The sequence below is a fragment of the Archangium violaceum genome, from assembly GCF_016887565.1.
Lineage (GTDB): Bacteria > Myxococcota > Myxococcia > Myxococcales > Myxococcaceae > Archangium > Archangium violaceum_B.
In genome coordinates this window covers 6830017-6855395 of the sequence record NZ_CP069396.1, presented here as the reverse complement: position 1 = coordinate 6855395, position 25379 = coordinate 6830017, and the positions used below count along the sequence as shown (strand labels likewise).

Below are 25379 nucleotides of genomic sequence, written 5' to 3'. Positions count from 1 at the left end.
TGACCACGGAAGTAGGAGGCGACGATGGGGAAGGGGAAGAAGCCAGCGACCTACGAGGACATCGAGGCGCTGCCTGTCGGGTGGGTAGGGGAGCTTCTGGACGACGAGCTGGTGGCCTCGCCACGCCCGGCCATGCCTCATGCGCGGGTGGGATTGACTCTCAGTGCCTTGTTGGCCACGACCTTCGACCTGGGACAGCAAGAGCCTGGCAGGGGCTGGTGGCTCCTTTGCGAGCCAGAACTCCATTTCGGGAAGAATGTCCTGGTGCCGGACCTCGCGGGATGGCGCCGCGATCGGATGCCGGACCCCTCCTTCATGGAGGCCCCCTTCGCCACGGTGGCTCCGGATTGGGTGTGCGAGATCCTCTCGCCCTCCACCGTTCACGTCGACAGGGAGCGCAAGCTACCGCTCTACCACCGCGAGGGCGTGAGTCATGTCTGGTTCATCGATCCGCTGACGCGCACCCTGGAGATCCGCCGTCGCCAGGCGCGGGACTGGGTGCTCGTGAGCAGCTACAGCGGCCACGGAGAGGTGCTCGCCGAACCGTTTGATTCGGTCCCGTTGACGCTGGGCTCGCTGTGGTTGCCACGGACTGGAGCCACACGGGCTCCTATACCCTCACCCTAGCCCTCTCCCAGAGGGAGAGGGGACATACACGGGTGTCCCGTAGGGGTCTGTTTTCGTGCGCCGCTTCGGCATCCCGCTGTTGTCGGGCATCACCCGGGCGATCCCCGCGTCCATCAGCCGCCTCAACGCCCGGTACGCCGCCAGCTCGCCCATCGCCGCGTTGTGCAGCACTTCGCGCACGCTCCGGCTGCCCCTCAGCTTCGCGTACAGGTAGAGGTCGTCCGCCGTCAGTGATGCCGGCGTGGGGCGCGGCAACGGCTCGAAGTACAGCCGCCCGTCCAGCTCCAGCACCTCGTCCGCCAGCGCCACCGTCAGCCGTACCTCCGCCTCCCGGTACAGGGCGTGTGCCTCCGGCACCGGCGCCCGCTCCAGCACCTGCGCCGCCACGCTCACCGCCTCCTCGTACCGGCCCGCCTCCACCAGTCCCCTCGCCAGCGCCAGCAGATCCGCCAGCCGCGTTGCTTCGCCCACCTTCGGGCCCTCGGGCCTCCGCGGCGTCAGCGCCCCGCGCCGGTACAGGCGCAGCACCCATCTCGCCCCGTGCAGCGGACCTTCCGGCGCCGCCGCCAGCAGCTCGCTCAGCGTCGCGCCCTTCGCCGCCAGGTGCAGCAGGTGCTCCTCCACCGCCGACACCGTCTCCACCGCGAACTCCCGGTACACCTGGAACGTGGTGTCCGGCCCCGGGAACAGCTCCCAGAACACCTTCCACTCGCGCAGCCGCGCCAGCGCGTCCCGGTGCAGCTCCTTCAGGCCCAGTTGCAGCTCCACCGCCGGCCCCAACGGCGGCAACCCCGGGCGGAACTCCACCTCGCCCGACTCCCAGCCGTAGCAGTCGAAGAGCGCCTCGCGCGTCTTGTGCTCCAGCGCCTCCACCAGCCGCGCCTTCGACACCAGCCCCCGCTCCACCAGCACCGTGCCGAAGGGCTTCCCCGCCGTCTCCGCCGCGTCGAAGGCCGCCGCCGCTCGCGTCGCGTCCAGGATTCCCAGCCGCACCAGCACCTGCCCCAGGTGCTCCATCGGCTCGCTCGAGCTCTCTCCCACCAGCCGCCCGTGCCGCAGGAAGAAGTGCCTGCGCACCGCCGCCCGCTCCACCTTCAACATCCCGTCCAGCGCTGGCGCCTCGAAGAACGCGGGCATCAGTAACTGCAGCCGGTACGTGGCCAGGTTGCCCTTGAAGCGCTCCATTCGACGACTTCCTTCTCGCGGGGGGAAGCACACCGTAGCGGACCCCGCCCCTCAGCTCAACCCTTTGATTTCACACACCTTTGTCTCGCGTCCCAAGAACTCCCCAGTAATCGGGCTGACCGGGGAGCAGGCGGGCGATCGCGAAAGGTGGGGTGGGGTCGCAGGAAAGTTGCAGGGCAGCGCTGGGTGTGCGAACCAGGGCTGTCACCCCCTTCGTGTATAGGCGTCGGAGTCATGCGGATTCTCTCGGGAGTTCAATCGTCGGGCCGGTTGCACATTGGCAACTACTACGGTGCCCTGCGTCAGTTCGTTCAGCTCCAGGATGAGGGCGAGGCCTACTTCTTCATCGCCAACCTGCACGCGCTCACCACCGTGCGCGATCCCAAGCAGGCCGAGGAGCTCACGCGCGAGGCCGCCGTCGCCTACCTGTCGCTCGGGTTGGATCCCAAGAAGGCCGTGCTCTTCCGCCAGAGCGACGTGAAGGAGGTCCTGGAGCTCAACTGGATCCTCGGCACCGTCGTGCCGCACGCCCACCTGGAGCGCGCCCACAGCTACAAGGACAAGGTGGCCAAGGGCATCAGCCCGGACTTCGGCCTCTTCGCCTACCCGGTGCTGATGGCCGCCGACATCCTGCTCTACAGCGCGGACGCCGTGCCGGTGGGCAGGGATCAGATCCAGCACATCGAGTTCGCCCGCGACTGGGCGGTGAAGTTCAACGTCACCTACGTGCCCGGGTACGACCCGCAGGATCCCGAGGGCAAGGAGAAGGGGCACGCTCCCGGCATCCTCAAGCTGCCCACCGCGCGCATCCAGGAGAGCACCGCCGTGGTGCCCGGCGTGGACGGACAGAAGATGTCCAAGTCCTACGGCAACACCATCGAGCTCTTCGGCGACGAGAAGGAGATCAAGAAGCGCATCATGAGCGTCAAGACGGACTCCACCCCCGTCGAGGCGCCCAAGCCCACCGAGAACGCCCCCCTGTACGACCTGCTCAAGGTCATGCTGCCCGAGTCGCGTTTCAAGGAGGTCGATGCCTCCTGGCGCGCGGGTGGCAAGGGCTACGGCGACTACAAGAAGCTGCTCCTCGAGGCGTTCCACGAGACGTTCGGGCCGGCGCGCCAGCGCCGCCAGGAGCTGTTGAGCGACCCGGCCGAGCTCGAGCGCATCCTCCAGGATGGCGCCGAGCGGGCCCGTGCCGAGGCGTCCCGGCTCATGCAGCGGGTGCGCCGCGCCGTGGGCATTCCCTGAGCCCGTGAAGGACGTCTGGTGAGCGCAGGCCGTCGCAGCGCCCCTCCCACCGAGGAGACCCTCGAGGCGGACGTCCCCCGCAGTCCGGGCGACGCCTTCAGGGTCGCCTTGCCCAATTTCGAGGGCCCGCTCGACCTGCTGCTCCACCTCATCAAGGAGCACCGGCTCGACATCTTCGACATCCCGCTCGCGCTCGTCACCGAGAAGTACCTCGAGCACCTCGAGCGCATGCGGGAGATCAACCTCGACATCGCCGGCGAGTTCCTGGTGATGGCCGCCACCCTGGCGCACCTCAAGAGCCGCATGCTGCTGCCGCGCCAGGACACCGCGGAGCAGGCCACGGACGCGGTGACGGAGCTGCAGCAGGAGGACGCGGGCGACCCGCGCGCCGAGCTGGTGCGCCGCCTGCTCGAGTACCAGAAGTACAAGGACGCCGCCGAGCAGCTGGCCATGCAGGACATCCTGGATCGCGACGTCTTCCCGCGCCGCGTTCCCGTGGAGGCCGTGCCCATCCCCGAGGAGGAGGTGGGCCTGCAGGAGTTCTCCGTCCTCAAGCTGATCGAGGCGCTCGACCGGGTGCTGGAGCGCCTGACCCCCAAGCTGCAGCACGAGGTGGTGCGCGAGAAGGTGAGCCTCTCGGAGGCCATCCTCCGCATCGCCGAGCGCCTGCGCGCCCAGGCGCCGTGCACGTTCGAGAGCCTCTTCGATGAGCAACGTACCCGTCAGGAGGTGGTCATCACCTTCCTGGCCATCCTGGAGATGGTGAAGCGGCGGCTCATCAAGGTCAGCCAGGAGGCTCCCCTGGCGGACATCCTGCTCACGCCCAACGGGGATGCCCTGGAGCGGCTGGTCCCCACGGAGGTGGACGAGAGTGAGTACCGGTAACGAAGGCCCCGAGAACCCCGGCGGCAAGCCGTCGCGCGGCTCCGGCGGCCCCAGCCCCTTCACCGAGGAGGAGATCGCCGCCGTCACCGGCCCCGGTGACGAGGACGAGCTGGAGGACTCGGACGTCGCCACCATCGAGGCCGACGAGGTCCCCGACCTCCAGTCGTCCTTCGAGAAGCTCGTCCAGAAGAGCCGCAACCTCTCCCCGGAGCGCGTCCGCACCGTGGTGGAGAGCGTGCTCTTCGTGGCGGAGAAGCCGTTGGATCTGGATCAGCTCTTCGAGGCCACGGGCATCGACCGAGAGAAGATCCAGGAGGCGCTCAACCAGATCTCCGGCCTCCACCGCGACGGCATCAGCGGCATCGTCCTGTACGAGGTGGCCGGCGGCTGGCAGTTCCGCACGGATCCGCACTCGGGCGAGTACGTGCGGCGCTACCTGCGCGTGAAGCCCCAGCGCCTCACCCGCGCCGCCGTGGAGACGCTGGCCATCATCGCCTACCGGCAGCCCGTCACCCGCCCGGAGGTCGAGGACATCCGCGGCGTGGACTGCGGCGCCGTCATCAAGGCCCTGTTGGATCGCAAGCTCATCAAGATCCTCGGCAAGAAGGAGGAGGTGGGCCGGCCCATGCTGTACGGGACGACCCGCGAGTTCCTCGAGTTCTTCGCCCTGAAGGATCTCTCCGCCCTGCCCACGCTGCGCGAGTTCCACGAGCTGACGCAGGAGCACCAGGAGATCGTCGAGAAGGAACGGCCGTCGGCGCCGGGTGCCAGTGGCACCGTGGAGACGCTGGCGGACCCGGAGTTCCAGAAGCGCATGGAGAAGAGCGTGGCGGCATCCGAGGCCGCGCTCGAGGAGCTGGAGGCGGCCATGTCCGAGGCGGACAAGACCCAGAAGGTCGCTTCCAGTGTCCTGAACCCGACCCCGCCGCCCTCCGAGGAGGGCGAAAAGGGCTCAGAGCCTGCTTGACGGGTGGGCGAAGAAGTGGAAGGTGGCGGTAATGGCGTCTGAACGTTTGCAGAAGTACCTGGCCCGCGCGGGCGTGGCCTCGCGCAGGCACGCGGAGGACCTCATCACCGGGGGCCGCGTGACGGTGAACAACCAGAAGATTACGGAGCTCGGCAGCAAGGTGGAGCCGGGGGATCTCGTGACGGTGGACGGCGAGCTCGTCTCGCCCCCCGAGGAGTCCACCTACTACCTCCTCTACAAGCCGGTGGGCGTGGTGACGACGCTGTCGGATCCGCAGGGCCGCCCCACGGTGGCCAACTACCTCGAGGAGACCGGCAAGCGGCTCTTCCCGGTGGGCCGGCTGGACTACGACGCGGAAGGGGCGCTGCTCGTCACGGACGACGGGGCGCTGGCGCACAAGCTGACGCACCCCAGCTTCCAGGTGCCGCGTACGTACCTGGCGAAGGTGAAGGGCACGCCGGACGCGGCCTCGCTGGAGAAGCTGCGCGGCGGCGTGCGGCTGGAGGACGGCATGGCCACGCCGCTGTCCGTGGAGGTCTTCGAGCAGGCCGAGCGCAACACCTGGCTGAAGCTGGTGGTGGCCGAGGGCCGCCCGCACCTCATCAAGCGGCTGTGCGCCGCGGTGGGCTACCCGGTGGTGCGTCTGTACCGGCCGTCCTACGCGGGAATCACCGTCGAGGGCCTGCGCCCCGGTGAGCTGCGGCCGCTCAGCGAGAACCAGGTGCGCATGCTTCAGGAAGTGGCCGACGGGAAGGCCTCGCCGCCGGAGCGCGAGCTGAAGCTGCCGCCGCGGCGCCATGGGCGCTCGGCGCCGGGCTTCGAGTCGGACATGGACGACGAGGATTTCGGCGAGGAGGCTCCCGAGCCCGTGAAGCCGCGTGCGGCGGCGAAGCCCGAGCGGGCCGCCCGGACGGAGCGTCCCGAGCGCAAGGGCGCGAAGGCGGAGCGTCCGGCGCGCGCCGCTGCCCGGCCCGAGCGCAGGGAGTCTGCGCCGCGAGGGGAGGGTGGCTCCCGGCCCGCGTTCCGTGGAGCCGCGGGTGGCCGAGCCGAGCGCCGCACGTGGACGCCTCGCGAGGACGAGCAGGAGGAGGGCCTGTCCGGCGGTGAGGAGCGTGAGGAGCGGAGCAGCCGTCCCGAGCGCAAGGCGTGGGCCCCTCGGGGCGAGGAGCGTGGGGAGCGGGGTGGCCGTCCCGAGCGCAAGCCGTTCGGCGCGAGCGCCGAGCGTCGTGCGCCCGCGCGCGGTGGTCGTCCCGAGCGCAAGCCGTTCGGCGCTGGCGCGGGTGCCGAGCGTCGTGGGCCGGCGCGTGGTGCGGGTCCGGAGCGTCGCGAGTGGAAGCCTCGGGGAGAGGAGCGCGGTGAGCGCGGTGCTCGTCCCGAGCGTCGCGAGTGGGCCCCGCGGGGTGAGGCGCGTGGCGGTGACCGTGCCGAGCGCAAGCCGTTCGGCGCTGGCGCGCGTCCCGAGCGCAAGCCGTTCGGCGCGGGTGCCGAGCGTCGTGGGCCGGCGCGTGGTGCGGGTCCGGAGCGTCGCGAGTGGAAGCCTCGAGGTGAGGAGCGCGGCGAGCGTGGTGCTCGTCCCGAGCGTCGCGAGTGGGCTCCGCGGGGTGAGGCGCGTGGCGGTGACCGTGCCGAGCGCACGCCGTTCGCGGGTGGGAGCGCCGAGCGTCGTGTTCCCGCGCGCAGTCCTCGTCCGGAGCGTCGTGAGTGGGCTCCGCGCGGTGAGGAGCGCGGCGAGCGCGGTGCTCGTCCCGGGCCTCGCGGCGAGGCTGGCGCGCGTCCGGCGCGCAAGACATGGGGCGCGGCGGGTGGAGCCGAGGGCCGGCCGGCGCGCAAGACGTGGGGTGGTGGGGACGAGGGACGCCCGGCACGCCGCGGTGCGGCACGCCCGGCGGGCGAGGAGGCGGGCGCGGGTTCCGGCTCCTTCGTGGACTGGCGCGCCAAGAAGCGCCAGGAGCCCAAACCCGAGTGGAACGCGCGTCCCTCTCGTGGCGCCGGTGGACCTCGGGGGGCCGGTGGACCTCGCGGCGCCGGTGGCCCGCGTGGCGCCGGTGGGCCTCGCGGCTCCGCCGGTCCTCGGGGTGCTGGTGGGCCGCCGAGGGGACGAGGGCCCCGTAAGGGTCGCTGAGTCGTGGGCGGTCACGCGCGCCGCTGATATAACCGCCCGCGTCTCACGCTTTCCCTCCCCGGAGAACGATGCGAACCGGCGCGCGTAAATTCCTCGTCGTCCTGGCCCTCCTCGTCAACGCCGGGTGCAGTGGCAGTCGGGATCAGCTCCTCGCGGATCTGCAGAGCCCTCGCCCGGAGGTGAGGGCCCTGGCCGTGAAGAAGCTGGCCGAAGAGGCCCGCCCCGACGACCTCGCCCTCTTCACCCGCGCGGCCAAGGACATGGCCTCCATCGTCCGCGGCGAGGCCGCCGTGGCGCTCGGCAAGAGTCAGGATGCCCGTATCGTGGACCTGCTCGGCGAGCTGCTCGAGGACTCCGACGTGGACGTCCAGGGCAAGGCCGCCATGGCCCTGTCGCAGGTGAAGAACGACAAGGCCAAGGCCTACCTGACCCTCCAGTACGGCCGGCGGGGCCGCCAGACGCGGCAGGTCATCGTCCAGGCGCTCAAGCAGGCCAACGTGCCGGGCGCCATGGCCGAGGTCGTCGCCGCCGAGTCCAAGGGCATCTGGGATCGCAACCTGCTGGCGCTCACCGAGGGGGCGCTGCCCGAGCGCGTGGGCGCCGCCGAGGAGCTGGGCAAGAGCGGCCGGCCCGAGGCCTTCAACCGGCTGCTGCCGCTGGTGCGTGACAGCCAGGTCATCCTCGCCGCCGCGGCGGTGCGGGGACTGGGCGATCTGGGCGACAAGCGCGCCGTGCCCGCCATCCTCCCCCTGCTGGACGAGAGCTTCCCCGAGCTGCGCGAGGCCGCCATCACCGCGCTCGTCCGGTTGCAGGAGCCCCAGGCCATTCCCCGGCTGCAGGCCGTGGCCGTGGAGAAGAGCTCCGTGAGCCCCCTGGCCATCGACGCCCTCCTCGACATGCCGCGCCAGCCGCAGACGGATGCCGTGCTGTGCGCCATCGTGCTCGATGCCGTGAGCTCCGAGGCCATCCCCGTTGCCCGGGCGATGCGCGAGCGCGGTGGCTGCCCGCTCGAGCCCATCGTCGATCGTCTGTCGCGGGCCTCCACCGCCGCTGGCGGACTGCAGGCGGTGATCGGCCTCGGCCCCGCGGCCAAGGACACGCTGCCCAAGGTGCTGCCCTACATCACCCAGGGCGACGCCACGCTGCGCGCGCTCGCGGTGGACGCGGCGGCGGCCATCGGGGATGTCTCCGCGGCGCCCGTGTTGCAGAAGGCCTTCGAGCAGGAGCTGGCCGCCGTGAAGGCGCTCCGCCAGGACTGGGTCTCCCAGGCGCTGCCCGAGCGCTACGGGCCGGGGTTCGATCCCTCCCAGCCGGACGTGGAGAAGGAGAAGCAGAAGGGCGAGAAGCACACCAGCTTGCTGGCGCGCGTGAAGGCGCTCAACGCGGCCAAGGCGCGCGGCCTGGGCCGGCCCGTGGTGCAGCAGCGCGTGCCCACCGAGCTCTTCGACGACGTGGACTCCCCCCAGTTCGAGCCGCTGGCCGGGCTGCTGCGCGCACTCGCGGCGGTGAAGGCGCCCGGGGCGCTGGAGCTGCTCAAGGGCTTCGCCGGGGACTCCAGCGTGACGCTGCGCACGGCCGCCCTAGTGGGCCTGACGCGGCTGGGGCCCGAGGGAGTGGCCATCGCCAAGGCGGGCCTGTTCGAGGCCGAGAGGGATCTGGTCAAGGCCCTGGCGCAGGCGCTCGCCGAGCAGGGCGAGGCCGGACAGTCCGCGCTGATGGAGGTGCTGCCGCAGATCAGCAGCGAGAAGCTGGTGCTGCTCGATGCGCTGAGCCGGACGGGCGCGCCGGCCTCCGCGGTGGAGCCGCTGCGCAAGGTGGTGACCGAGGGCGGCCCCGAGTCGGTGCTGGCCGTGTCGCTGCTGGGCAAGATGAAGGCGAAGGAGGCGGTGCCCACGCTGGTGAAGGCGCTGGAGGACTCCTCGAGCCTGGGCCGGCGCGAGCTGCTCAACGCCCTGGCGGAGATCGGCGACGGCTCGGCGGCCGAGGTGGTGGCGCGCGACCTGTACCATGATCTCCCGGAGATCCGGGCGGCGGCGGCGGGGGCGCTGGCGAGGATCGGCACGGGTTCCCAGGCCGAGGCACTGGACGCGCTCAAGAGTGACTATTACCGTCGTGTCCGGGAAGCCGCCGTGTCGGCGTTGGCGAAGACGACGACAGCAGCGGAGGGGGCACGCTGAACATGGAGCCACGGCAGCTCAGGGACAAAGCCAACGAAGCCCTCCTCAAGGGCCGCTTCTCCCGAGCCGCCGAACTCTTCGAGGAGTACTGTCAGCTGGACCCGAAGGACTTCCAGTCGCGGCTGCGGCTGGGAGACGCGTGGGCGAAGGCGGGCAACGGCGCCCGGGCCATCGTCGCCTACCAGGTCGCCGCCGAGGGCTTCGCGCGCGAGGGTTTCCTTCCGCGCGCCATCGCCGCCAGCAAGCTCGTGCTGGAGCTGGACCCGGCGCACCAGGGCGTCCAGCAGATGCTCGCCAACCTCTACGCCCGCCGTGGTGGACCCGGGGGAGCGTCTCGCGCGCTGACGCCGAAGCCGGTGGCGCCCGCCCCCGTGAAGCAGGCCGTGGCCGCCGAGGCTCCGGCTCCCCGGGCGGCGCTGCACATCGAGCTGCCTCCGGAGATCGACGAGACCCTGGCCCGGGAGGAGGCCTCAGACGCCTCCGTCGAGGTGGAGCTGGACGTCGAGGACGCGGGTGCCGAGCCCTCGCCGGGCGTCGAGGTGGAGCTGGATCTCAGCGACGCGGAGAAGGGCGGCGAGGAGCCCCCGCCGCCCCCTCCGCCCACCGTGGCGCAGGCCGCTCCGCCCGGGCTGCGCCCCCGCCGCACGGGCGAATTCCAGGCGGTCCAGCCCGCGACCCCGGCGGAGCCTCCGCCCCAGCCCGCGTCGGTGGCCGCGGTGAGACCCGCCGCTCCTCCGCGCATCGAGCGTTTCACGCCTCGGGAAGGGGTGGACTTCCAGCCTCCCGTGCCGGGCGGCACGCCCTTCACGGAGCTCACGATCGAGGCCCATTCCCTGCTGCACGCGGTGGAACTGGCGGCGCTCGCGGGAGCCGAGCAGCACCCGGAGCCAGCCTCGGCCGAGGAGCACGTCAGCGAGCCGACCTCGACCGAGGGGGCACTGCCGCAGATCCCGCTCTTCTCGGACCTGCCGAGGGACGCCTTCATCGCACTGTTCGAGCGCTGCCCGCTGCGCCGCGTTCCCGAGGGCGCGACCATCATCGAGCAGGGCACCCGGGGCGATGCCTTCTACGTCCTCTGCGCGGGCCGGGTGCGAGTCCTACGCCGGATCGGCGCGGAGCAGCGGGAGCTGGCCACGCTGGGCGAGGGCGCCTTCTTCGGAGAGATGGCGCTGCTGTCCGGCTCGCCGCGCTCGGCCTCGGTGGTGAGCGCCTCGGAGGACACGCAGGTGCTGGAGCTGTCCGCGCGGGTGCTCGCGGACCTGGCTCGCCGCTTCCCGCCGGTGGCGAAGGCGCTGAGGCGGTTCTGCCGGCAGCGGCTGCTGTCGGACGTGGTGAACACCTCGGCGCTCTTCCAGCCCTTTGGCCGGAAGGATCGGCGCGAGCTGGTGGAGCGCTTCCGGGCCCGCGAGGTGCGCCGGGGCGACGTCATCATCCACGAGGGCCACCAGGTGGACGGCCTCTACGTGGTGCTCTCGGGCGAGGTGGCCGTGAGCAAGGGCGGCAAGCCCCTGGCACAGCTGCGCGAGGGCGAGCTGTTCGGCGAGATGTCCCTGCTGCAGAAGACGCCGGCCACCGCCACCGTGACGGCCGCGCGGAACACCTCGCTGCTGCGGCTGCCTCGCGAGGACTTCGACACCCTCATCCTCACCCACCCGCAGATCCTCGCCCTGGTCTCGGATCTGTCGGATGCGCGGCAACGCAGCACGGAGGCGCTGCTCGGTGGAGGGGCGCGGAAAGTCGCCGGGGAGACGCTGGAGCCGCACGAGGAGCTCGTGCTGTTCTGAAGCCTGCTCCCACAGGGAGAGAGTGTGCGTTAAGTGACTCCATCCGTTGGGTGGAAGCGGAAAACTGCTGTATGTGTGAGGAATGGCGCGAAACTCATTCCTCGTATTCCTGGCGCTGCTGACGGCGGGTTGCGCCTCGCAGCGTCTGGCCGGCGCGGACCTGGATCGGGTGAAGCGGCCCGCCTTCATCTCCCGCATCGAGATCGAGGCCGGCCCGCGGAGCCTCGTGTTCCAGGAGGACGACGCGTACAAGCAGAAGCTGAAGAAGCTGGAGCCGAAGGAGGCGGATCGTCGGCTGCAGGCGAAGCTGGCCGCGGCGGTGACACGCTTCGAGGTCTCCGAGCGGCTGAGGGTGAACACGTTCCGGCAGCTGCCGCTGGAGGAGAGGCCGTGGATGAACACGGTGGATCCGGCGCGGGTGGCGACGGTACTGGAGAGCTTCCTGGTGGAGGAGGTGCCGGCGAACGCCCCGGACTACGACCTGCTGTCACGGCTGGGCGTGGACACGGTGGTGGAGTTCGTCATCCAGGAATACGGGATGCGGAGCGAGAAGGGGCGTGCGGGCCCGTACATCCAGGGCTATGCGCGGATGTTCAAGCTCGAGGGGCGAGCGGAGTTCTGGCGCCGTCCATTCCGCGTGGACCGGGTGGCGGAGGGCGCGGAGCCGCTGGATCCCTTCAAGGTGGGCAAGGAGCCCACGCTGTTCCGCCAGCAGATCACGGAGATGCTGGACGTGCTCGCGGGGCAGTTCGCCGAGGAGTTGAGCCCGAAGGATCGCAAGGGAGGCGCGCCGCTGGTCGAGGGCGACGGTCCGGACAGCGTGCATACGACAGGTCGCGAGCCGCCGCCGCCCACGAAGCCCCCCGAGCCCGAGCTGGCGCCCGGAGAACTGCCGGATCCGGATCCGTAGTCGCTACGGGTGAGAGACGTGCAGCCGGTCAGACTTCCTCGTCAGGCAAGAGTGTGCGGAGCAGCTCATCGTCGGGACCGAGTGGCCGCCAACCGGGTGGTGGCGGCGTGGCGAGGAGCGCTGCGATAACCCGCTCGGAGCGCTCCTGATGGGCTTCGGGGGTGTAGCCGATCCAGCCTCGGCCCTTCGGCCAACGCAGGCCCCGCAGCCTCGAGCGGCGTGTAGCGCAGGTTCATCCCCCGGCCGGGCAGCGGTGTCTGTGACACGCAGCTGGTGCACAGCAAGATCAGGGTGAGCAGCCTGAAGTCCATGGTGGTTAGAACAGCGCGTGCTCCGCGAGCAGGACCGCGAGCCCCAGCACGAAGCTGATGAGCGTGACGGGAATGCCGACGCGCAGGTAGCCGAGGAAGCTGATGTCGGCCTTGCCGCGCGCTGCCTCGAAGACGATGAGGTTGGCGACGCTGCCCACCAGGGTGAGGTTGCCGGCCAGGGTGGAGCCGAGCGCTAGCACGTGCCAGCCGAGCACCGGATCATGCAGCGTGGGCACCCAGGCGCGCGCCAGCATGACGAAGGGCACGTTGCTGAAGAGGTTGGAGGCCACCAGCGTGAGCCCCGCGAAGCCGAGCGTCTCGCGCCAGGGTGGCCCCGACATGAAGGGCGAGAAGACGCGGTAGATGTCATCGGCCCAGCCGGCCTTGTTGACGCCGTAGACCACGACGAAGAGGCAGGCGAAGAAGAGCAGCAGCACGTAGTCCACGCGCTCGATGGCCTGGCGCGGGTGGCGGCGGGCCAGGGTCATCACCACCGCCGCGCCCGTGAGGGCGCTCCAACTCATGGGCAGGCCGGCGAAGAAGGCGGCGACCACGCCCAGGATCGTGACGAGCGTGAGCCCCAGCAGCGGCCGGTCCACCGGAGGCGGGGGCGGGTGCACCTCGAAGCGCTCGCGGGACAGCTCCTTGCGGAAGAAGTAGAGGAGCGACACGACGACCACGGCGGTGGAGAGCACGGCCGGCAGCGCCATGTAGGCGACGAACTGCGCATAGGGCAGCTGCGAGGCGCCCTGGATGAGCATGTTCTGCGGGTTGCCCGTGAAGGTGGCCACCGAGCCCGAGTTGGAGGCCATGCACACGGCCAGCAGGTACGGGATGGGCGGCAGACGCGCCTCCTCGACGACCACCAGCACCAGCGGGGTGAGCATCAGGCAGATGGTGTCGTTGACGAGGAAGGCGGACAGGAAGGCGCTGATGCAGGCCACGGCCACCAGCAGCAGCCGGGGCGTATGCGCCTTGCGCAGGGCCCAGGCGCCGGCCGCTCGGAAGAAGGCGGCCTGCGAGAGGTAGTCCGCGAGCAGCATCATCCCCAGCAGGAGCACGAGCGTGTCCATGTCCACGGCGTGCCGGGCGGGGTCGGAGCTGTAGTTGAAGACCTCGGCGGGCGCGACGATGCCGGCCACCACCATGAGGACGGCGCCCACGAGCGCGCCTCCAGGACGGTCCAGCTTCGGATAAGGGAGGCGGATACCCGCGATGAAAACGTAGGTGAACAGGAAGATGGCGAGGGCCACGGCGGGCGGACAGTAGTCGAAAGCGTTCTGTTACGCTGCGCCCATCTTTCTTCGGACGGGGAGGGGCATGGCAGGCGTTGACCGGCACGAGGGACCGGTGGAGCTCGATGGAAGCGAGGGCGAGGGGGGAGGGCAGATCCTCCGCTCGGCGCTGTCGCTGTCGCTCATCACCGGGCGGCCCTTCCACATGACGCGCGTGCGCGCCAACCGCCAGCCCCCGGGGTTGAGGCCCCAGCACCTGGCCTGTGTCCGGGGCGCGGAGGCCTTGAGTGGAGGACGCGGCGAGGGCGCGGCGGTGGGGGCCTCGGAGCTGCGCTTCGAGCCAGGGCCGGTGCGGGCGGGTGACTACCTGCTGGAGGTGGGCACCGCTGGCAGCACGCCGCTGCTCTTCCAGTGCCTCTTCTACCCCCTGGCTCTGGCGGGGGGCGGCTCGCTGACCCTGCGCGGGGGGACGCACCTGCCTCACAGCCCCAGCTACCACTACCTCGTGGGGGTGTGGCAGCCGGTGGCGAGGGCGTATGGGCTGAACGCCTCGTTGCGCCTGGTGCACGCGGGCTTCTACCCGGAGGGGGCGGGGGAGTTCATCGCAGAGGTGGAGCCGGTCCGGGAGCCCCCGAGCCGGGTGGAGCTGCTGGCGCGAGGGACGTTGAGGGACCTCTCGGTGAGCTCGTTCGCGGGCGGACTGTCCTTCGGCATCGCGGAGCGGCAGTCCAAGGCGGCGGTGGCGGCGTTGCGCGAGCGCGGCATCTACGCCCACGCGGAGAACCGGCCGCTGCCGACGACGCGCTCGGTGGGGACGGTGACATTCATCCTGGCGCAGTTCGAGAACACCCTCGCCGGCTTCACGGCGCTGGGGGAGCGGGGACGTCCGGCGGAGGAGGTGGGGCGCGAGGCGGCCGAGGAGGTGGCGCGCTTCATGGAGAGCGGGGGCGCGCTGGACGAGCACCTCGGGGATCAGATCCTCCTGCCCGCGGCGCTGCTGGCGGCGGGGAGACTGGGCGCGGCGTCACCCAGGACGACGCGCTACACGACAGCGCGTGTGACGGAGCACCTCACCACGCATGCGCGGGTCATCGAGCGCTTCCTGCCGGTGCGGGTGACGGTGGAGCCCGGCGGCGAGGTCGAGGTCGCTCCGGCCTGACCTCCACACAGGTCGTGCCATTCGAGGGCGCGCATGCTTGGATCCGACACATTCGGAGGAGTGCATGCGTTACTTCGAGGACTTCCAGGTGGGAACGCGGTTCGAGCTCGGGTCGTATGAGGTGTCGCGCGAGGAGATCCTCGAGTTCGCGCGGAAGTACGATCCCCAGCCCTTCCACCTGGACGAGGAGGCCGGCCGCCGTTCCATCTTCGGGAGCATCATCGCGAGCGGCTGGCAGACCGCCTCCATCTGCCATGGACTGCTGGTGAAGTCCCTGATCGGCGACTCCTCCAGCATGGGCTCGCCGGGGCTGGATGAGCTGCGCTGGTTGCTCCCGGTGCGGCCCGGGGACACGATCTCCCCGCGCCTCGAGGTGTTCGAGTCCACGCCCTCGCGCAGCAAGCCGGACCGGGGCTCCGTCAAGATGCGCATGGAGGTGCGCAACCAGAAGGGCGAGCTGGTGATGACCGAGATCGCCATCGCGCTGTTCCGCCGCCGTCCCTCGGCGACGTGAGGATGGGGTATCGTCCGCGCATCACGCCCGTCGGGGCTCTGAAAAAGGGGGACTCCCATCATGCGTATCGCCCACCATCGTTGGAGCCACGCGCTCGTCGCCGGGCTGCTGCTCGTCGGTTGCAAGTCGAGCAAGGACAAGGAGGCCGCTCCGCCGGCCCAGGCCCCCGCCACTCCCACCGCCTCGGCCGCGAAGCCCGCCGCGCCGGCGCCCGCTCCCACTCCGGCGCCCGTCTCCGACACCACGCTCTCGTACCTGGAGCCCTCGGCCGACAAGAAGTGCCGCTGGGTGCAGCACACCCCGCCGGGTGAGCCGAAGGTCGTCTTCACCGTTCCCTCCTCCTGCGACTCGGTACAGGTGGCGTGGAAGGGGGATGGCAAGGAGGCGCTGGTCTCCGTGCCGATGGAGAAGGGGGCCCAGGCCTGGCGGGTGGACCTCGCGACGGGGACGGGCTCGCCCCTGTCGCTCCCCACGCCAGGCAACTTCGGCACGCTCGGCTTCGACGCCGAGGGCCGCGCGGTGGCGCTCACGGAGGACCCTTATTACGGCGAGGAGGAAGGTGCTCCCTCGCACCTGAAGGTGGAGACGGTCGGCAAGGGCGAGGACGCCAAGAAAGAGTTCGTCTTCGAGGGCCAGCGGTACGAGTTCGCCCTGGATGGCATGCCAGGCCTGACGCACGCCTTCCGTCAGGAGGGCGGCGCGTGGAAGCGCTTCGAGACGAAGAGCTCGTCCTTCGAGTGGGACTACGCCGCGGGCTACCGCGCCCTGGATGCGTATGACGCGATGATGCCCACCGCCGGGAAGCTCGAGTCCCTGTCCCGCGACAAGGTCTTTCCGGTCCCCGAGGACTCCGCCGTCCTCGCGGAGTTGACGGCCCTGCCTCCGCCGTCGGAGTCGGGGAGCTGGCAGCAGCTCGAGACCGCGGGAGGCCTGCTGTACCTCTGGCAGGACGAGAGCACGGAGCTGGCCTTCCTGTCCGGGCCGGTGCGGATGCAGGGAGCGAAGGGACTCGTCGAGCCGGAGGGCCTCGCGCTGAGCGGCGCGCTCTCCGCTTTCGTGCGTGGCGACTGGGTGCTCCTCACCGCCAGTGACGACGCGGGAAAGCCCGTGGCGAAGCTGTGGAACGCCAGGACGAAGAAGCTCCTCGCGTCGCTGTCCGACAAGGGCACCGTCACCTTCTGGCCCAAGCCCTCCAGCTCCGATACGGGCGCCAAGGCCCCGGTGGCGGGCTCGCCCACGCCTTGAGCGCCGGGCGCTCCGCCTCCTACAGTTCCACCTCCATGAGTGCCGCCCTCGACGTCGTCCTGGAAGCCGGAGACATCACGACCACTCGCGCGGACGTGGTGCTGCTCAAGCACGCACAGAGCTTCTACGGCGCGGACAACGCGGTGGCGCTGCGGCTCGACGCGGTGGGCATCCCGATGTCGCAGCTCAAGGTGCCCGTCGGAGATCAACTCTTCGTCGAGACGCGGGGGACCATCGGCGCGCCCCTGGCCCTCTTCCTCGGTACCGTGCGCCTGGGGCACTTCGGCTACCACGAGATCCGCCAGTTCTCGGCCCGGGCGCTCAAGGCGCTCGAGTCGCGCGCCGGCATCCGCCACGTCGCCTGCACCATCCACGGCCCGAACTACGGGCTCGATGAGGACGAGGCGGCGCTCGCGCTCGTCGGAGGGCTCGTCGAGGCCTTCCTGCGAGGTGCCGGGCCGCAGAGCCTCGAGCGCATCACCGTGGTGGAGCTGCATCCGCGGCGCGCGGAGCGGCTGCGCAAGGCCTTGGAGCGGGGACTCGGAGGCAGCCCGGGCGTGGAGAAGCTCCCGGTGGGGTGGGGCTTCCGCGTCAAGCGCATGAATCAGGTCGTCCAGGCACCGTCCCTGGCCTCGGCGGGTGCGCAGTCATTGGCCAAGCCCCACGCCTTCGTCGCGATGCCCTTCGAGCCCGACCTGGAGGACGTCTACCACTACGGCATCCAGGGGCCCGTCAAGTCAGCGGGGCTCCTGTGCGAGCGCGTGGACCAGGCTGTCTTCGAGGGGGCGATCATCGAGCGCATCAAGGAGCGCATCGACACCGCGAAGGTCGTCATCGCCGATCTTTCCATGGCCAATCCCAACGTGTACCTGGAGGTCGGTTACGCGTGGGGCCGGGGGCGGCCGACGATCCTGCTCGTGCGCGACGTCAAGGAGCTCCGGTTCGACGTCGCGAGCTACCGTTGCCTCGTCTACAAGAACATCCGAGACCTGGAGTCCCAGCTCACGCGCGAGATGCAGCGCCTCGACGCCTGAGCCTCCGGCGGCTCGCTACTTCTCCGTGTCTGGTGGTTTCGGCCGGAAGAGCGGGCACCTGAGCACCGGCTGGGGCGGGTACTTGTTCGGCAGCAGCGGGCAGAGGATGAACGTGGACGTCTTCGTCCGCACGTACTTCGGCGGCGCGGCACAGCGGTGACAGAGGCTCGTCGGAAAGGGCAGCGGGGACGGCGGATTCTCCTCGCCCATCGTCACACGCCTCCGTCCAGCACGACGGTGCTGCCCGTCATGTAGCTGTTGCGGTCCGAGACGAGGAAGGTCACCACCTCGGCGCACTCCTGCACCGTGCCCACCCGCCCGAGCGCGCAGTGCCGGAGGAACTCCTGCAGCCGGTTGTCGGGCAGGTTGTGGCTCACACCCTCGTTCAGCACGCCGGGCGCCAGGCAGTTCACGGTGATGCCGTAGCGCCCCAGCTCCTTCGCCAGCCCCTCGGTGAAGCCCTTCATCGCCGCCTTCGCCGCGCAGTAGTGCACCGGCGCCTGCATCATCTTCACCCCGGCCAGCGAGCTGATGTTGAGGATGCGCCCCCTCCGCTCGCGCACCATTCCCCGCATCACCGCCTGCGACGTCAGGAACGCCCCCTTCACGCTGACGTCCATCATCCGGTCCCAGTCCTCCTCCTCCATCAGCGCCAGGGGGACCACCTGGCCGATGCCCGCGTTGTTCACGAGCACGTCCACCACGCCGGCTTCCTTCTCCAGCGTGCGCACCATCTCCTGCAGGCCGGGGCGATCCAGCACCGACACCTTGAACGCCCACGCCCGAGCGCCCAGCTCCCGGAGCGCCGCGAGCGTCTTCTCCGCCTCGGCGTCCGCGCGCACGTAGTTGAAGGCGACGGAGGCTCCCTCGCGGGCCAGGGACAGGCAGATGGCCCGGCCCAGCCCTCGGGAGCCGCCCGTCACCAGCGCGAGCCGCCCTTCCAGCAATCGGCCGCTCTGGGTGCTCATGGCAGGACCGGGAGCGGCATCGACCAGGGCTTCTTGCCCCAGGGGGCGGTCGGTGTCTCGGGCCCCTTCGCGGCGCCACGGTGGAACATGTTGAAGCCGCATGCCGGCATGATGCGCCCGTCCACCTGCGGGTAGTGGTGGCAGCACTTGCGCAGCCGCTCCAGGTCGAAGTCGTGCCGGTCCATGTAGTGGTGCAGGAAGATGGACTTGGCCTGCTGCTCGCCGATCCGCACCGCCTCCTTCGCGGAGACCGGCCGGTCCGGGAACATCACGTCCAGCGAGCGCCGCAGCGCCTTGAGGACCTCCGGGCCGCGCTCGACCTCGTCCTGCCGGGCGAACACGTCGTGGATGACGTCGCTGAGCGCGTCATGGATCTCCGGCGAGGCCCCCAGGGTCGCCGACGAGCGCAGCAGCGTGCCGTGCTGCTTGAAGTCCACGAAGCGACCGAACGGCATGTAGCTGCCATCATCCATACGCAGCAGGTACGTCAGCGACACGCACTGCGGATGCGAGCAGGGCAGGGGCGAGAAGTCGCTCATCTTCAGCTTGCCCTGCGTCTGCTCCTCGATGGCCTTGATGACGCCCGGGATGGTGAGCCGGTCCATCGGGTCATGCGGGAAGCGCCCGCCTCCGAAGCCCGTGAAGGCCGCCGGCTGGAAGTTGAGCGACAGGAAGTGGTCCTCGGAGAGGAACAGCTCCACCATCTGGCCGATCTGGTGCTCGTTCGCCCCGCGCGTCGCCACGAAGATGAGCTGCGTGGGCAGCTTCAGCTCCTTGATCATCGCCAGCGCCGCAGCCTTCTCCTTGCACAAGTCCCGGCCGCGGATCTTTTCGTGGGTGTCGGCGGTGAAACCGTCGAACTGCAGGCCCACGTAGGCCCCCGTCTCCTTCAGGCGCTCGGCGAAGGCCCGGTCCCTCCCCAGCCGCAGGCCGTTGGTGATGACCACCACGCGGCCGATCTCCGGACGGTTGGCGATCTCGATCAGCTCGAACAGCTTGGGGTGGCTCGTGGGCTCGCCGCCCGAGAGCGCGATCGACTCGCACTGGCCCTCGTTGCGCACCAGCGTGTCCACCATGCTCCGGAAGACCTCGGGGTCCAGGTGGTTGGCGTACTGGTTGTTGACGATGCAGATGGGGCACTCGAGGTTGCAGTGGTCGGTGATCTCCACGATGGGCAGACACGTGTGCTGCTCGTGGTCACCGCACGTTCCACAGTCCGTGGGGCAGCCGTGCTTCACCTCGGCGGCGAACTTCAGCGGCTCGGTGCCGGCGCGCGCGAAGGAGTAGGCCTTCACGTAGTACTTCGCATCCTCCGAGACGAGCGCCTCGGACGGGCCGCACTTCTCGCACGTCTTCTTGAAGAAGACCTGTCCCTCGCGGATGACCACCTCGGCGCGCACCAGCGACAGGCAGTGGGGACAGGTGGAGGTGGTGTGCTTGAAGATGTGATCGCCCTGGAGTCCCTCCGGCACCTCGCCCCGAGCCAGGAACGACTGGATGTAGGCCTTCGCGTCGTTGGAGATGCGCAGCTCCGACGGGCCACACGTGTTGCAGTGCTGGAGCGAGTAGACCTGCTCGTCGCGCAGGACGACGCGGCCTTCCACCTCGGTCCGGCAGGTCGGGCACCGGGACATCTCGTGCAGGAGGAAGGTGTGGGGCCGGTCCTTCCGAGGCGTGGGCGTGGGTCCGCAGGTGGTGCAGTCCATCGAGGCTCCAGGGGACGTTGGGTAGGGAGGGCCGAATCAAGGCACGGCATCCCCTCACCGGGTCAAGGAGTTCCGTGCATCAGAAGCCCCCTGGGCGGGGCTCGCGAGGGCGCCTATGCTCCCTGCCCCGCATGCGCTACGTGCTGCTGGACCGGATCTCCGAGCTTCAACCGCCCGAGCGGGCCCTGGGCGTCAAGTGCGTCTCGCTCGCCGATGACGTCTTCGTCGACCATTTCCCGGGGCACCCGGTGATGCCCGGCGCGCTCATCCTCGAGTCGCTCGCGCAGCTCGGCGGCGTCCTGCTGGAGGCGACGATGCGCACGCGGGGCCGCTCGGACCTGCACGCGCTGCTGGTGTCGGTGGAGCGCGCCAAGTTCCGGCGGCTCGTCCGGCCGGGGGACAAGATGCTCCTGGAGGCGAAGGGGCTCACCGCGAGCGAGGACGGCGGCCAGGTGCGGGCGTTCGCCCGAGTGGACGAGCAGCTCGTCGCCGAGGCCGAGCTGACGTTCGCCTTCGCGCAGGTGAAGCACGCCTCGTTGATCGCCAAACGCCGCGAGGTCCTCAACGTGTGGCTCCACGGCTCCTCGGAGGAGCCGTGAGCGCCCGGCGCGTCTTCATCCGCGGGGTGGGCGTGGTCTCCGCCCTGGGCCGGGACTGGCCTTCCACCGCGGACGCGCTGGCGGCGGGGCGGAGCGCCATCGGACCCATCACTCATTTCGATGTGGAGGGCTTTCCCTGCACCGTCGGCGCTCCCGTGCTCGACCCGGAGCTCGACGGGCCGGACCGACGGATGGGGCTGGCCCGGCGCGCGGCGCGGGAGGCCTGGACGCGGGCGGGTGTATCCGTCGCGCCGGAGCGGCTCGGGGTCTTCATTGGCGCGGAATCTGGACGGGCCACGCTCGCCACGGTGTGCGAGCTGGCTCGGGCGGCGGGGGGGGGACGGACGTTCGAGCACCTCCGCTTCGGTGCTCGGGCTCCCGCGCTCGCGGAGCGGATCGATGCCTCGGTGGTGTCTCCGGCGGCGGTGGCTTCGGCACTGGCGGGGGAGTGGGACGCGCGGGGCCCGGCGCAGACCGTGTCCCTGGCCTGCGCCTCCGGTAGCGCGGCCATCATCGAGGCGGTGCGGGCGCTCCGGCTCGGCCTCTGCGACGTGGCCCTGTGCGGCGGTGTGGGCGCGGACGTGGATCCGCTGATGCTGGCGGGTTTCGGACACCTGGGCATCCTGAGCGCCAAGGGGTGCTCGCGCCCCTTCGATGCTCGCAGGGATGGCTTCGTGGTGGGCGAGGGCGCCGCCATGGTGGTGCTCTCCGTCGAGCGCGGCGAGGCACGGGCGGAGATCGCCGGAGTGGGGCGCTCGCTCGATGCCTACAACCTCACCGCGCCGGACCCCGAGGGGGATGGTGCACGGCGGGCCATGTCGGCCGCGCTGCGGGACGCGGGGGTGGAGACGGTGGACTATGTGCAGGCGCATGGCACCTCCACGCCGCTCAATGATCCCGTCGAGGCGAAGGCGCTCCGCGCGGTGCTCGGGGACGGCCTGACGAGGGCGCGCGTGGGCAGCGTGAAGGGGGCGCTGGGGCACTGGGTGGCCGGTGCCGGGGCGCTCGGGCTCGTCTGCGCGTACGAGGCGGTGGTGGGCGGGCGGATGCTGCCCAGCGCGGGGCTCGAGACGCCGGATCCGGACTGCGAGCTCCCGCATGTGATGGGAGAAGCCGTGCACCAGGAGGCCGGGACCGCGCTGGTGAACGCATTCGCCTTCGGCGGGGCGAACACCAGCCTTGTGGTCCGGAGGCTCGCATGACGGGGACTCCGCCCGGGGTGGCCGTCGTCGGTGCGGCCGCGGTGAGCGCCTTCGGCGTGGGGTGGCGCGGGCTCGGAGGCGCGGTGCTCGCGGGGAAGCCCCTGCGCTCCACCACGCATGCGCTCGCGGCCACGCACCCCGGAGTCGAGGCGGCCGAGGTTCCCCCGTTCGCGCCCTCTCAGGACGCGGGGGATGGACGCCAGCGGAAGCTCATGTCGCGCGGGGCGCGGCTGGCGGCGGTGGTGATGCGTGAGGCCCTTCGCGATGCACACTGGAGCGAGGGCCACGAGGAGATCGGCGCCTTCCTTGGGGTGGGGGCGTCGGGCGGAACGATGGACGAGCTGACGGCCATGCTCCGGGCCAGCATCGAGGGTGGGACGCTCTCGATGGAGCGGTTCGGCCGCGAGGGGCTCGCCGCATGCAACCCGCTGTTCGCCTTCCAGTTGATGAACAACTTCACGCTCTGCCACGGGGCCATCCTGGAGGGGGTGGGAGGGCCGAATGGTGCCTTCTTCTCGCGAGGGGCCGGGACGGTGCGAGCCCTGCGCGAGGGGCTGGCGACCGTGGCCAGTGGAGAGTGCGAGCGGGCCCTGGCGGGAGGCGCGGACTCCGCCCTGCACCCGGTGACCTGGGCCGAGCTGGGGCGGGAGGGGTTCACCGGGCGGGGATTGGTTCCGGGTGAGGGCGCGGGACTGCTCGCGCTCTCGTCCCGGCGGGAAGAGCCCGCGCTCGCCCATGTCGAGCGATGTGAGGTGATCCCGATGGAGAGGCTCTCGGGTGCTCTCGCTGGCGCCCACGGCCCGGTGGATGCCGTCCTCACCGCGGCCTGGGGACCCATGCTGGCCGGGACGCTCGGAAGCGAGGCCGCGCGCCTGGGGATTCAGGTCTTCGACACCGTGCGGGTGCTGGGCGAGGCACTCGCCGCGTCTCCGGCGCTGGCGTGGGCGGCGGCGGTGGATCTCCTGGTGGGAGGACGGGCACGCCGAGTCCAGGTGCTCTCGCTGGGTGTGGACGGAGAGGTGGGGCTCGTGGAGCTGGTGGGGGTGGCACCATGAGACACGCCGTCGTCACCGGTGTCGGGGTGGTGTCCGCTTTTGGCGTGGGGGCCTCGGCGTTCTTCGATGGACTGGTGGAGGGGCGCGGTGCGGTCGGCCCCATCCGCGCTTTCGACGCACGCACGTTTCCCACCCAGGTCGCGGGAGAGGTGCCTCCCCTCGAAGTACACTCACTGCGCGAGCGGCTGTCGTCGCTTGAGACTGGAGCGAGGCTGCTCGATGAGCTCGGGGCGAGCGGTGCGCTCCGGGATCGCAAGCTCGTCTTCGGACTGCTCGCGGCCGAGGAGGCCTGGCGGAGCGCCCGGTGCGGCCCCGGGGAACGGGAGGCGTCCCTCTCGGTGGCGCTCGGGCTGGAACAGGCCTTCCTCGAGGACTTCGGTCCCTTGTTCGACGAGGGCCGCATCCACTGGGACCGTGAGCCAGCCGCGTCCCTGCCACCCGTGCGTTTCCGGGCGAGGCTCGATCTCGCGGCCGAGGCCCTCCAGCGGTTGCTCGGGCTTCGCGGTGGGACGACGGTGCACGTCTCCGCCTGTGCAGCTGGAGGGCTCGCCGTGGCGCATGCCGCCGCGCTCATCGAGCGGGGAGAGGCCTCGGTGGTGCTGTGCGGTGCCACGGACTCCATGGTGAACCCGCTCGGCATCGGGGGCATGTCGCGGCTGGGAGCGCCATCCCCGCGCAATGCCCCGGACGCATGCCGGCCCTTCGATCGGCGGCGGGACGGACTGGTGGTGGGCGAGGGCGCGGCGATGTTCGTCGTGGAGTCCGAGGCGCATGCGCAACTGCGTGGGGCGCGGCCCCTGGCGCGCATCCTCGGCTGGGGACGGACGCAGGACGCCTATCGGGTGACGGCTCCCCGGCCGGACGGAGCCTCCGCACGGCGTGCCATGGAGAACGCGCTACGCCACGCGCGCCTGTCTCCCAAGGCGGTGGGTTACATCAACGCCCACGGGACGGGCACGCCGCTCAATGACCCGGCCGAGGTGAAGGCCATCCGGGGCGCGCTCGGTTCGCACGCGGAGACCGTCGCCGTGAGCTCCATCAAGGGCGCGGTGGGGCACCTGATGGCGGCATCGGGAGCGGTGGAGCTCGCCTCGTGCCTGCTGGCCTTCGAGCGCGATCTGCTTCCGGGCACCGCGCACTTCCTGGAGCGGGATCCGGAGTGCGACCTGGACATCATCGGCCCCATGCCCCGGTCGGCGCGGGTGGCCTACGTGCTCTCCAACTCCTTTGGCTTCGGCGGCCAGAACGTCACGCTCGTACTCGGGAGGGTTTCATGAAGGCGGCGGTGACGGGCTGGGCGTGGAGGACGCCGCTCGGCGTGACGGTGGAGCAGGGCGTGGCGCGGCTGCTCGCGGGAGAACGCGCGGCCCGGCCTCCGGAGGGCATCGAGGCCGAGGCGTACGCATGCCGGCTGGTGGCGCCCGTGGGAGTCCAACCGTCACGCTCCCGGGAGGGCCGCTTCCTGCGCCGGATGGGGCGCTTCACCCTGGAGGTGGCGCGCGAGGCGGCGGAGCAGGCTGGAGTCCGGGGCGGCGATCGGGTGGGCCTCTTCGCGGGCTTCGGCGGGCTGCGCGCGCATTGGGAGGAGATGATGCCGGCGCTCGAACGGCAGGCGCCGGACGGCCGCGAGGCCTGGAAGCGCGGCCTGGAGGGATTGCACCCGTTCTGGATGTTGCAACACCTGTCGAACAACGCGCACGCGTTGGTGTCCGTGGCGCTGAAGGCGCGCGGGGAGGGGATGACCTTCGGAGGGGCGAACGCGGGGGCGCAGGCACTTGCGTCGGCGCAGAGGGCGCTCGCGGCCGGAGCGGTGGACGTGGCCATCGTGCTCACGGAGGACACGCTGTTGGAGCCCGAGGTGCTCGTGGAGCTGGGCGCGAGCGGCGCGGCGAATCGCGCGAGCCTGGAGTCGCTGGAGCCCCCGTACAGCATGCGCTCGGCGGGCTTCGTCCCAGGCGAGGCCGCGGCTGCGGTGGTGCTGGAGCCGGTGGAGCGCGCGGGGACTCGGGCGCTGGCGTGGGCCGAGGCGGCGGATGGGGCGGATGGAAGCAAGGGGGCGTCTCGGGTGGAGACGCTCGCGAGAGTGGCCGCGTCACTGGTGAGGCCCGGGATACAGGTCATCGATGGAGCGGGACGCGCGGACGCGACGTTCGATGCGGCGGAGCGGGAGGCGCTCGCGCGGGTCGTTCCGGAGGGGCAGCTCCTGACGGCGACGGCCTCGGCGATGGGGCAACTGGGCGCATCGGCTCCGGTGGTGCAGCTCATCGCGCTGGCGAGCTGCCTGCGCCGGGGTGTATTGCCTCCGGTGGCGGGGTTGCGCGAACCAGCACCGGGGCGATTGAGGCCCCTCACGAAGGCCGAGGAGACGGCGGCCCGTCAAGCCTTGGCCCTATCCGTCGGAGCACCGGGGCTCGCGGGAGTCGTGCGTGTGGAGGTTCCATGAGGA

22 protein-coding genes and 1 pseudogene are annotated in these 25379 nt (G+C 70.9%); 18 read left to right on the top strand and 5 right to left on the bottom strand.

The features are described 5' to 3' along the window. Positions 1-24 precede the first annotated feature (24 nt). Entirely contained in the window at positions 25-627 is a 603-nt protein-coding gene (locus JRI60_RS27575) for a Uma2 family endonuclease (protein ID WP_204218865.1), read from the top strand. Here JRI60_RS27575 and JRI60_RS27570 read toward each other — a convergent pair. Beyond that, positions 619-1812 carry a DUF4388 domain-containing protein gene (locus tag JRI60_RS27570; RefSeq protein WP_204218864.1) on the bottom strand — a complete coding sequence of 398 codons (1194 nt, stop codon included), beginning with the start codon at positions 1810-1812 and terminating at the stop codon, positions 619-621. The two genes, JRI60_RS27575 and JRI60_RS27570, sit on opposite strands and share 9 nt — an antisense overlap. Positions 1813-2046: 234 nt before the next feature. Here JRI60_RS27570 and trpS point away from each other — a divergent pair, with 234 nt between their 5' ends. From trpS to JRI60_RS27535, 7 genes are all read left to right on the top strand, one after another. After that, the gene (trpS, locus tag JRI60_RS27565) at positions 2047-3060 is read left to right on the top strand and encodes a tryptophan--tRNA ligase (RefSeq protein WP_204218863.1); all 1014 of its coding nucleotides are present in this window, start codon (positions 2047-2049) and stop codon (positions 3058-3060) included. An 18-nt stretch (positions 3061-3078) separates the two neighbouring features. Beyond that, the gene (locus JRI60_RS27560; RefSeq protein ID WP_204218862.1) at positions 3079-3945 is read left to right on the top strand and encodes a segregation and condensation protein A; all 867 of its coding nucleotides are present in this window, start codon (positions 3079-3081) and stop codon (positions 3943-3945) included. Continuing rightward, positions 3932-4912 carry an SMC-Scp complex subunit ScpB gene (scpB, locus tag JRI60_RS27555; protein WP_204218861.1) on the top strand — a complete coding sequence of 327 codons (981 nt, stop codon included), beginning with the start codon at positions 3932-3934 and terminating at the stop codon, positions 4910-4912. The genes JRI60_RS27560 and scpB overlap by 14 nt, the downstream gene beginning before the upstream one ends. Before the next feature lie 31 nt (positions 4913-4943). After that, positions 4944-7034: a pseudouridine synthase gene (locus tag JRI60_RS27550; RefSeq protein ID WP_204218860.1), complete on the top strand. Its 2091-nt coding sequence runs from the start codon at positions 4944-4946 to the stop codon at positions 7032-7034. Positions 7035-7102: 68 nt separating this feature from the next. Next, positions 7103-9211: a HEAT repeat domain-containing protein gene (locus JRI60_RS27545; protein ID WP_204218859.1), complete on the top strand. Its 2109-nt coding sequence runs from the start codon at positions 7103-7105 to the stop codon at positions 9209-9211. Positions 9212-9213: 2 nt separating this feature from the next. Continuing rightward, positions 9214-10995: a cyclic nucleotide-binding domain-containing protein gene (locus JRI60_RS27540; protein ID WP_204218858.1), complete on the top strand. Its 1782-nt coding sequence runs from the start codon at positions 9214-9216 to the stop codon at positions 10993-10995. Between the two features lie 82 nt (positions 10996-11077). Beyond that, positions 11078-11905, top strand: coding sequence for a hypothetical protein (locus JRI60_RS27535; RefSeq protein ID WP_204218857.1), 828 nt, complete (start codon positions 11078-11080; stop codon positions 11903-11905). A gap of 28 nt (positions 11906-11933) precedes the next feature. On the opposite strand, the pseudogene JRI60_RS53575 reads toward JRI60_RS27535, so the two are convergent. Then, positions 11934-12080 (bottom strand): annotated as a pseudogene (locus JRI60_RS53575) (NUDIX hydrolase); the annotation flags it as partial. 141 nt (positions 12081-12221) lie between these two features. Further along, complete coding sequence (locus JRI60_RS27530; RefSeq protein WP_204218856.1) at positions 12222-13469, bottom strand: SLC13 family permease; 1248 nt, start codon at positions 13467-13469, stop codon at positions 12222-12224. 67 nt (positions 13470-13536) lie between these two features. On the opposite strand from JRI60_RS27530, the gene rtcA reads away from it, so the two are divergent. The 5 genes from rtcA (at position 13537) to JRI60_RS54625 (ending at position 17563) form a co-directional block, all read left to right on the top strand. Then, positions 13537-14610: an RNA 3'-terminal phosphate cyclase gene (gene rtcA, locus JRI60_RS27525; RefSeq protein ID WP_204218855.1), complete on the top strand. Its 1074-nt coding sequence runs from the start codon at positions 13537-13539 to the stop codon at positions 14608-14610. A gap of 64 nt (positions 14611-14674) precedes the next feature. After that, the gene (locus JRI60_RS27520; RefSeq protein WP_204218854.1) at positions 14675-15124 is read left to right on the top strand and encodes a MaoC family dehydratase; all 450 of its coding nucleotides are present in this window, start codon (positions 14675-14677) and stop codon (positions 15122-15124) included. Positions 15125-15184: 60 nt separating this feature from the next. After that, positions 15185-16369, top strand: coding sequence for a hypothetical protein (locus tag JRI60_RS27515; RefSeq protein ID WP_204218853.1), 1185 nt, complete (start codon positions 15185-15187; stop codon positions 16367-16369). 35 nt (positions 16370-16404) lie between these two features. Beyond that, complete coding sequence (locus JRI60_RS27510) at positions 16405-17403, top strand: hypothetical protein (protein WP_204218852.1); 999 nt, start codon at positions 16405-16407, stop codon at positions 17401-17403. 25 nt (positions 17404-17428) lie between these two features. After that, a complete protein-coding gene (locus JRI60_RS54625) occupies positions 17429-17563 on the top strand; it encodes a hypothetical protein (RefSeq protein WP_275439004.1) in 135 nt (44 codons plus the stop codon). A gap of 52 nt (positions 17564-17615) precedes the next feature. Here JRI60_RS54625 and JRI60_RS27505 read toward each other — a convergent pair whose 3' ends face one another. Together JRI60_RS27505 and JRI60_RS27500 are read right to left on the bottom strand one after the other, a co-directional pair. Next, positions 17616-18371: an SDR family NAD(P)-dependent oxidoreductase gene (locus tag JRI60_RS27505; RefSeq protein ID WP_204218851.1), complete on the bottom strand. Its 756-nt coding sequence runs from the start codon at positions 18369-18371 to the stop codon at positions 17616-17618. After that, complete coding sequence (locus JRI60_RS27500; RefSeq protein WP_204218850.1) at positions 18368-20077, bottom strand: radical SAM protein; 1710 nt, start codon at positions 20075-20077, stop codon at positions 18368-18370. The genes JRI60_RS27505 and JRI60_RS27500 overlap by 4 nt, the downstream gene beginning before the upstream one ends. A gap of 131 nt (positions 20078-20208) precedes the next feature. Here JRI60_RS27500 and fabZ point away from each other — a divergent pair, with 131 nt between their 5' ends. Genes fabZ through JRI60_RS27475 form a run of 5 tightly spaced genes read left to right on the top strand, consistent with a single transcriptional unit; the run spans position 20209 to position 25376 of the window. Beyond that, positions 20209-20676, top strand: a complete 468-nt coding sequence (gene fabZ, locus JRI60_RS27495) for a 3-hydroxyacyl-ACP dehydratase FabZ (RefSeq protein WP_204218849.1) — start codon at positions 20209-20211, stop codon at positions 20674-20676. After that, entirely contained in the window at positions 20673-21878 is a 1206-nt protein-coding gene (locus JRI60_RS27490) for a beta-ketoacyl-[acyl-carrier-protein] synthase family protein (RefSeq protein ID WP_204218848.1), read from the top strand. The genes fabZ and JRI60_RS27490 overlap by 4 nt, the downstream gene beginning before the upstream one ends. Beyond that, positions 21875-22933, top strand: a complete 1059-nt coding sequence (locus JRI60_RS27485) for a beta-ketoacyl synthase N-terminal-like domain-containing protein (protein ID WP_204218847.1) — start codon at positions 21875-21877, stop codon at positions 22931-22933. The genes JRI60_RS27490 and JRI60_RS27485 overlap by 4 nt, the downstream gene beginning before the upstream one ends. Continuing rightward, positions 22930-24210, top strand: coding sequence for a beta-ketoacyl-[acyl-carrier-protein] synthase family protein (locus JRI60_RS27480; protein ID WP_204218846.1), 1281 nt, complete (start codon positions 22930-22932; stop codon positions 24208-24210). The genes JRI60_RS27485 and JRI60_RS27480 overlap by 4 nt, the downstream gene beginning before the upstream one ends. After that, positions 24207-25376 carry a beta-ketoacyl synthase N-terminal-like domain-containing protein gene (locus tag JRI60_RS27475; protein ID WP_204218845.1) on the top strand — a complete coding sequence of 390 codons (1170 nt, stop codon included), beginning with the start codon at positions 24207-24209 and terminating at the stop codon, positions 25374-25376. The genes JRI60_RS27480 and JRI60_RS27475 overlap by 4 nt, the downstream gene beginning before the upstream one ends. Positions 25377-25379: the final 3 nt, after the last annotated feature.

Excerpts from the sequence above, each read along its gene's own strand:
- JRI60_RS27575 (WP_204218865.1), top strand. The coding sequence starts at position 25 with ATGGGGAAGGGGAAGAAGCCAGCGACCTACGAGGACATCGAGGCGCTG.
- JRI60_RS27570 (WP_204218864.1), bottom strand. The coding sequence starts at position 1,812 with ATGGAGCGCTTCAAGGGCAACCTGGCCACGTACCGGCTGCAGTTACTG.
- trpS (WP_204218863.1), top strand. The coding sequence starts at position 2,047 with ATGCGGATTCTCTCGGGAGTTCAATCGTCGGGCCGGTTGCACATTGGC.
- JRI60_RS27550 (WP_204218860.1), top strand. The coding sequence starts at position 4,944 with ATGGCGTCTGAACGTTTGCAGAAGTACCTGGCCCGCGCGGGCGTGGCC.
- JRI60_RS27545 (WP_204218859.1), top strand. The coding sequence starts at position 7,103 with ATGCGAACCGGCGCGCGTAAATTCCTCGTCGTCCTGGCCCTCCTCGTC.
- JRI60_RS27540 (WP_204218858.1), top strand. The coding sequence starts at position 9,214 with ATGGAGCCACGGCAGCTCAGGGACAAAGCCAACGAAGCCCTCCTCAAG.
- JRI60_RS27535 (WP_204218857.1), top strand. The coding sequence starts at position 11,078 with ATGGCGCGAAACTCATTCCTCGTATTCCTGGCGCTGCTGACGGCGGGT.
- rtcA (WP_204218855.1), top strand. The coding sequence starts at position 13,537 with ATGGCAGGCGTTGACCGGCACGAGGGACCGGTGGAGCTCGATGGAAGC.
- JRI60_RS27520 (WP_204218854.1), top strand. The coding sequence starts at position 14,675 with ATGCGTTACTTCGAGGACTTCCAGGTGGGAACGCGGTTCGAGCTCGGG.
- JRI60_RS27515 (WP_204218853.1), top strand. The coding sequence starts at position 15,185 with ATGCGTATCGCCCACCATCGTTGGAGCCACGCGCTCGTCGCCGGGCTG.
- JRI60_RS27510 (WP_204218852.1), top strand. The coding sequence starts at position 16,405 with ATGAGTGCCGCCCTCGACGTCGTCCTGGAAGCCGGAGACATCACGACC.
- JRI60_RS27505 (WP_204218851.1), bottom strand. The coding sequence starts at position 18,371 with ATGAGCACCCAGAGCGGCCGATTGCTGGAAGGGCGGCTCGCGCTGGTG.
- JRI60_RS27500 (WP_204218850.1), bottom strand. The coding sequence starts at position 20,077 with ATGGACTGCACCACCTGCGGACCCACGCCCACGCCTCGGAAGGACCGG.
- fabZ (WP_204218849.1), top strand. The coding sequence starts at position 20,209 with ATGCGCTACGTGCTGCTGGACCGGATCTCCGAGCTTCAACCGCCCGAG.
- JRI60_RS27485 (WP_204218847.1), top strand. The coding sequence starts at position 21,875 with ATGACGGGGACTCCGCCCGGGGTGGCCGTCGTCGGTGCGGCCGCGGTG.
- JRI60_RS27480 (WP_204218846.1), top strand. The coding sequence starts at position 22,930 with ATGAGACACGCCGTCGTCACCGGTGTCGGGGTGGTGTCCGCTTTTGGC.
- JRI60_RS27475 (WP_204218845.1), top strand. The coding sequence starts at position 24,207 with ATGAAGGCGGCGGTGACGGGCTGGGCGTGGAGGACGCCGCTCGGCGTG.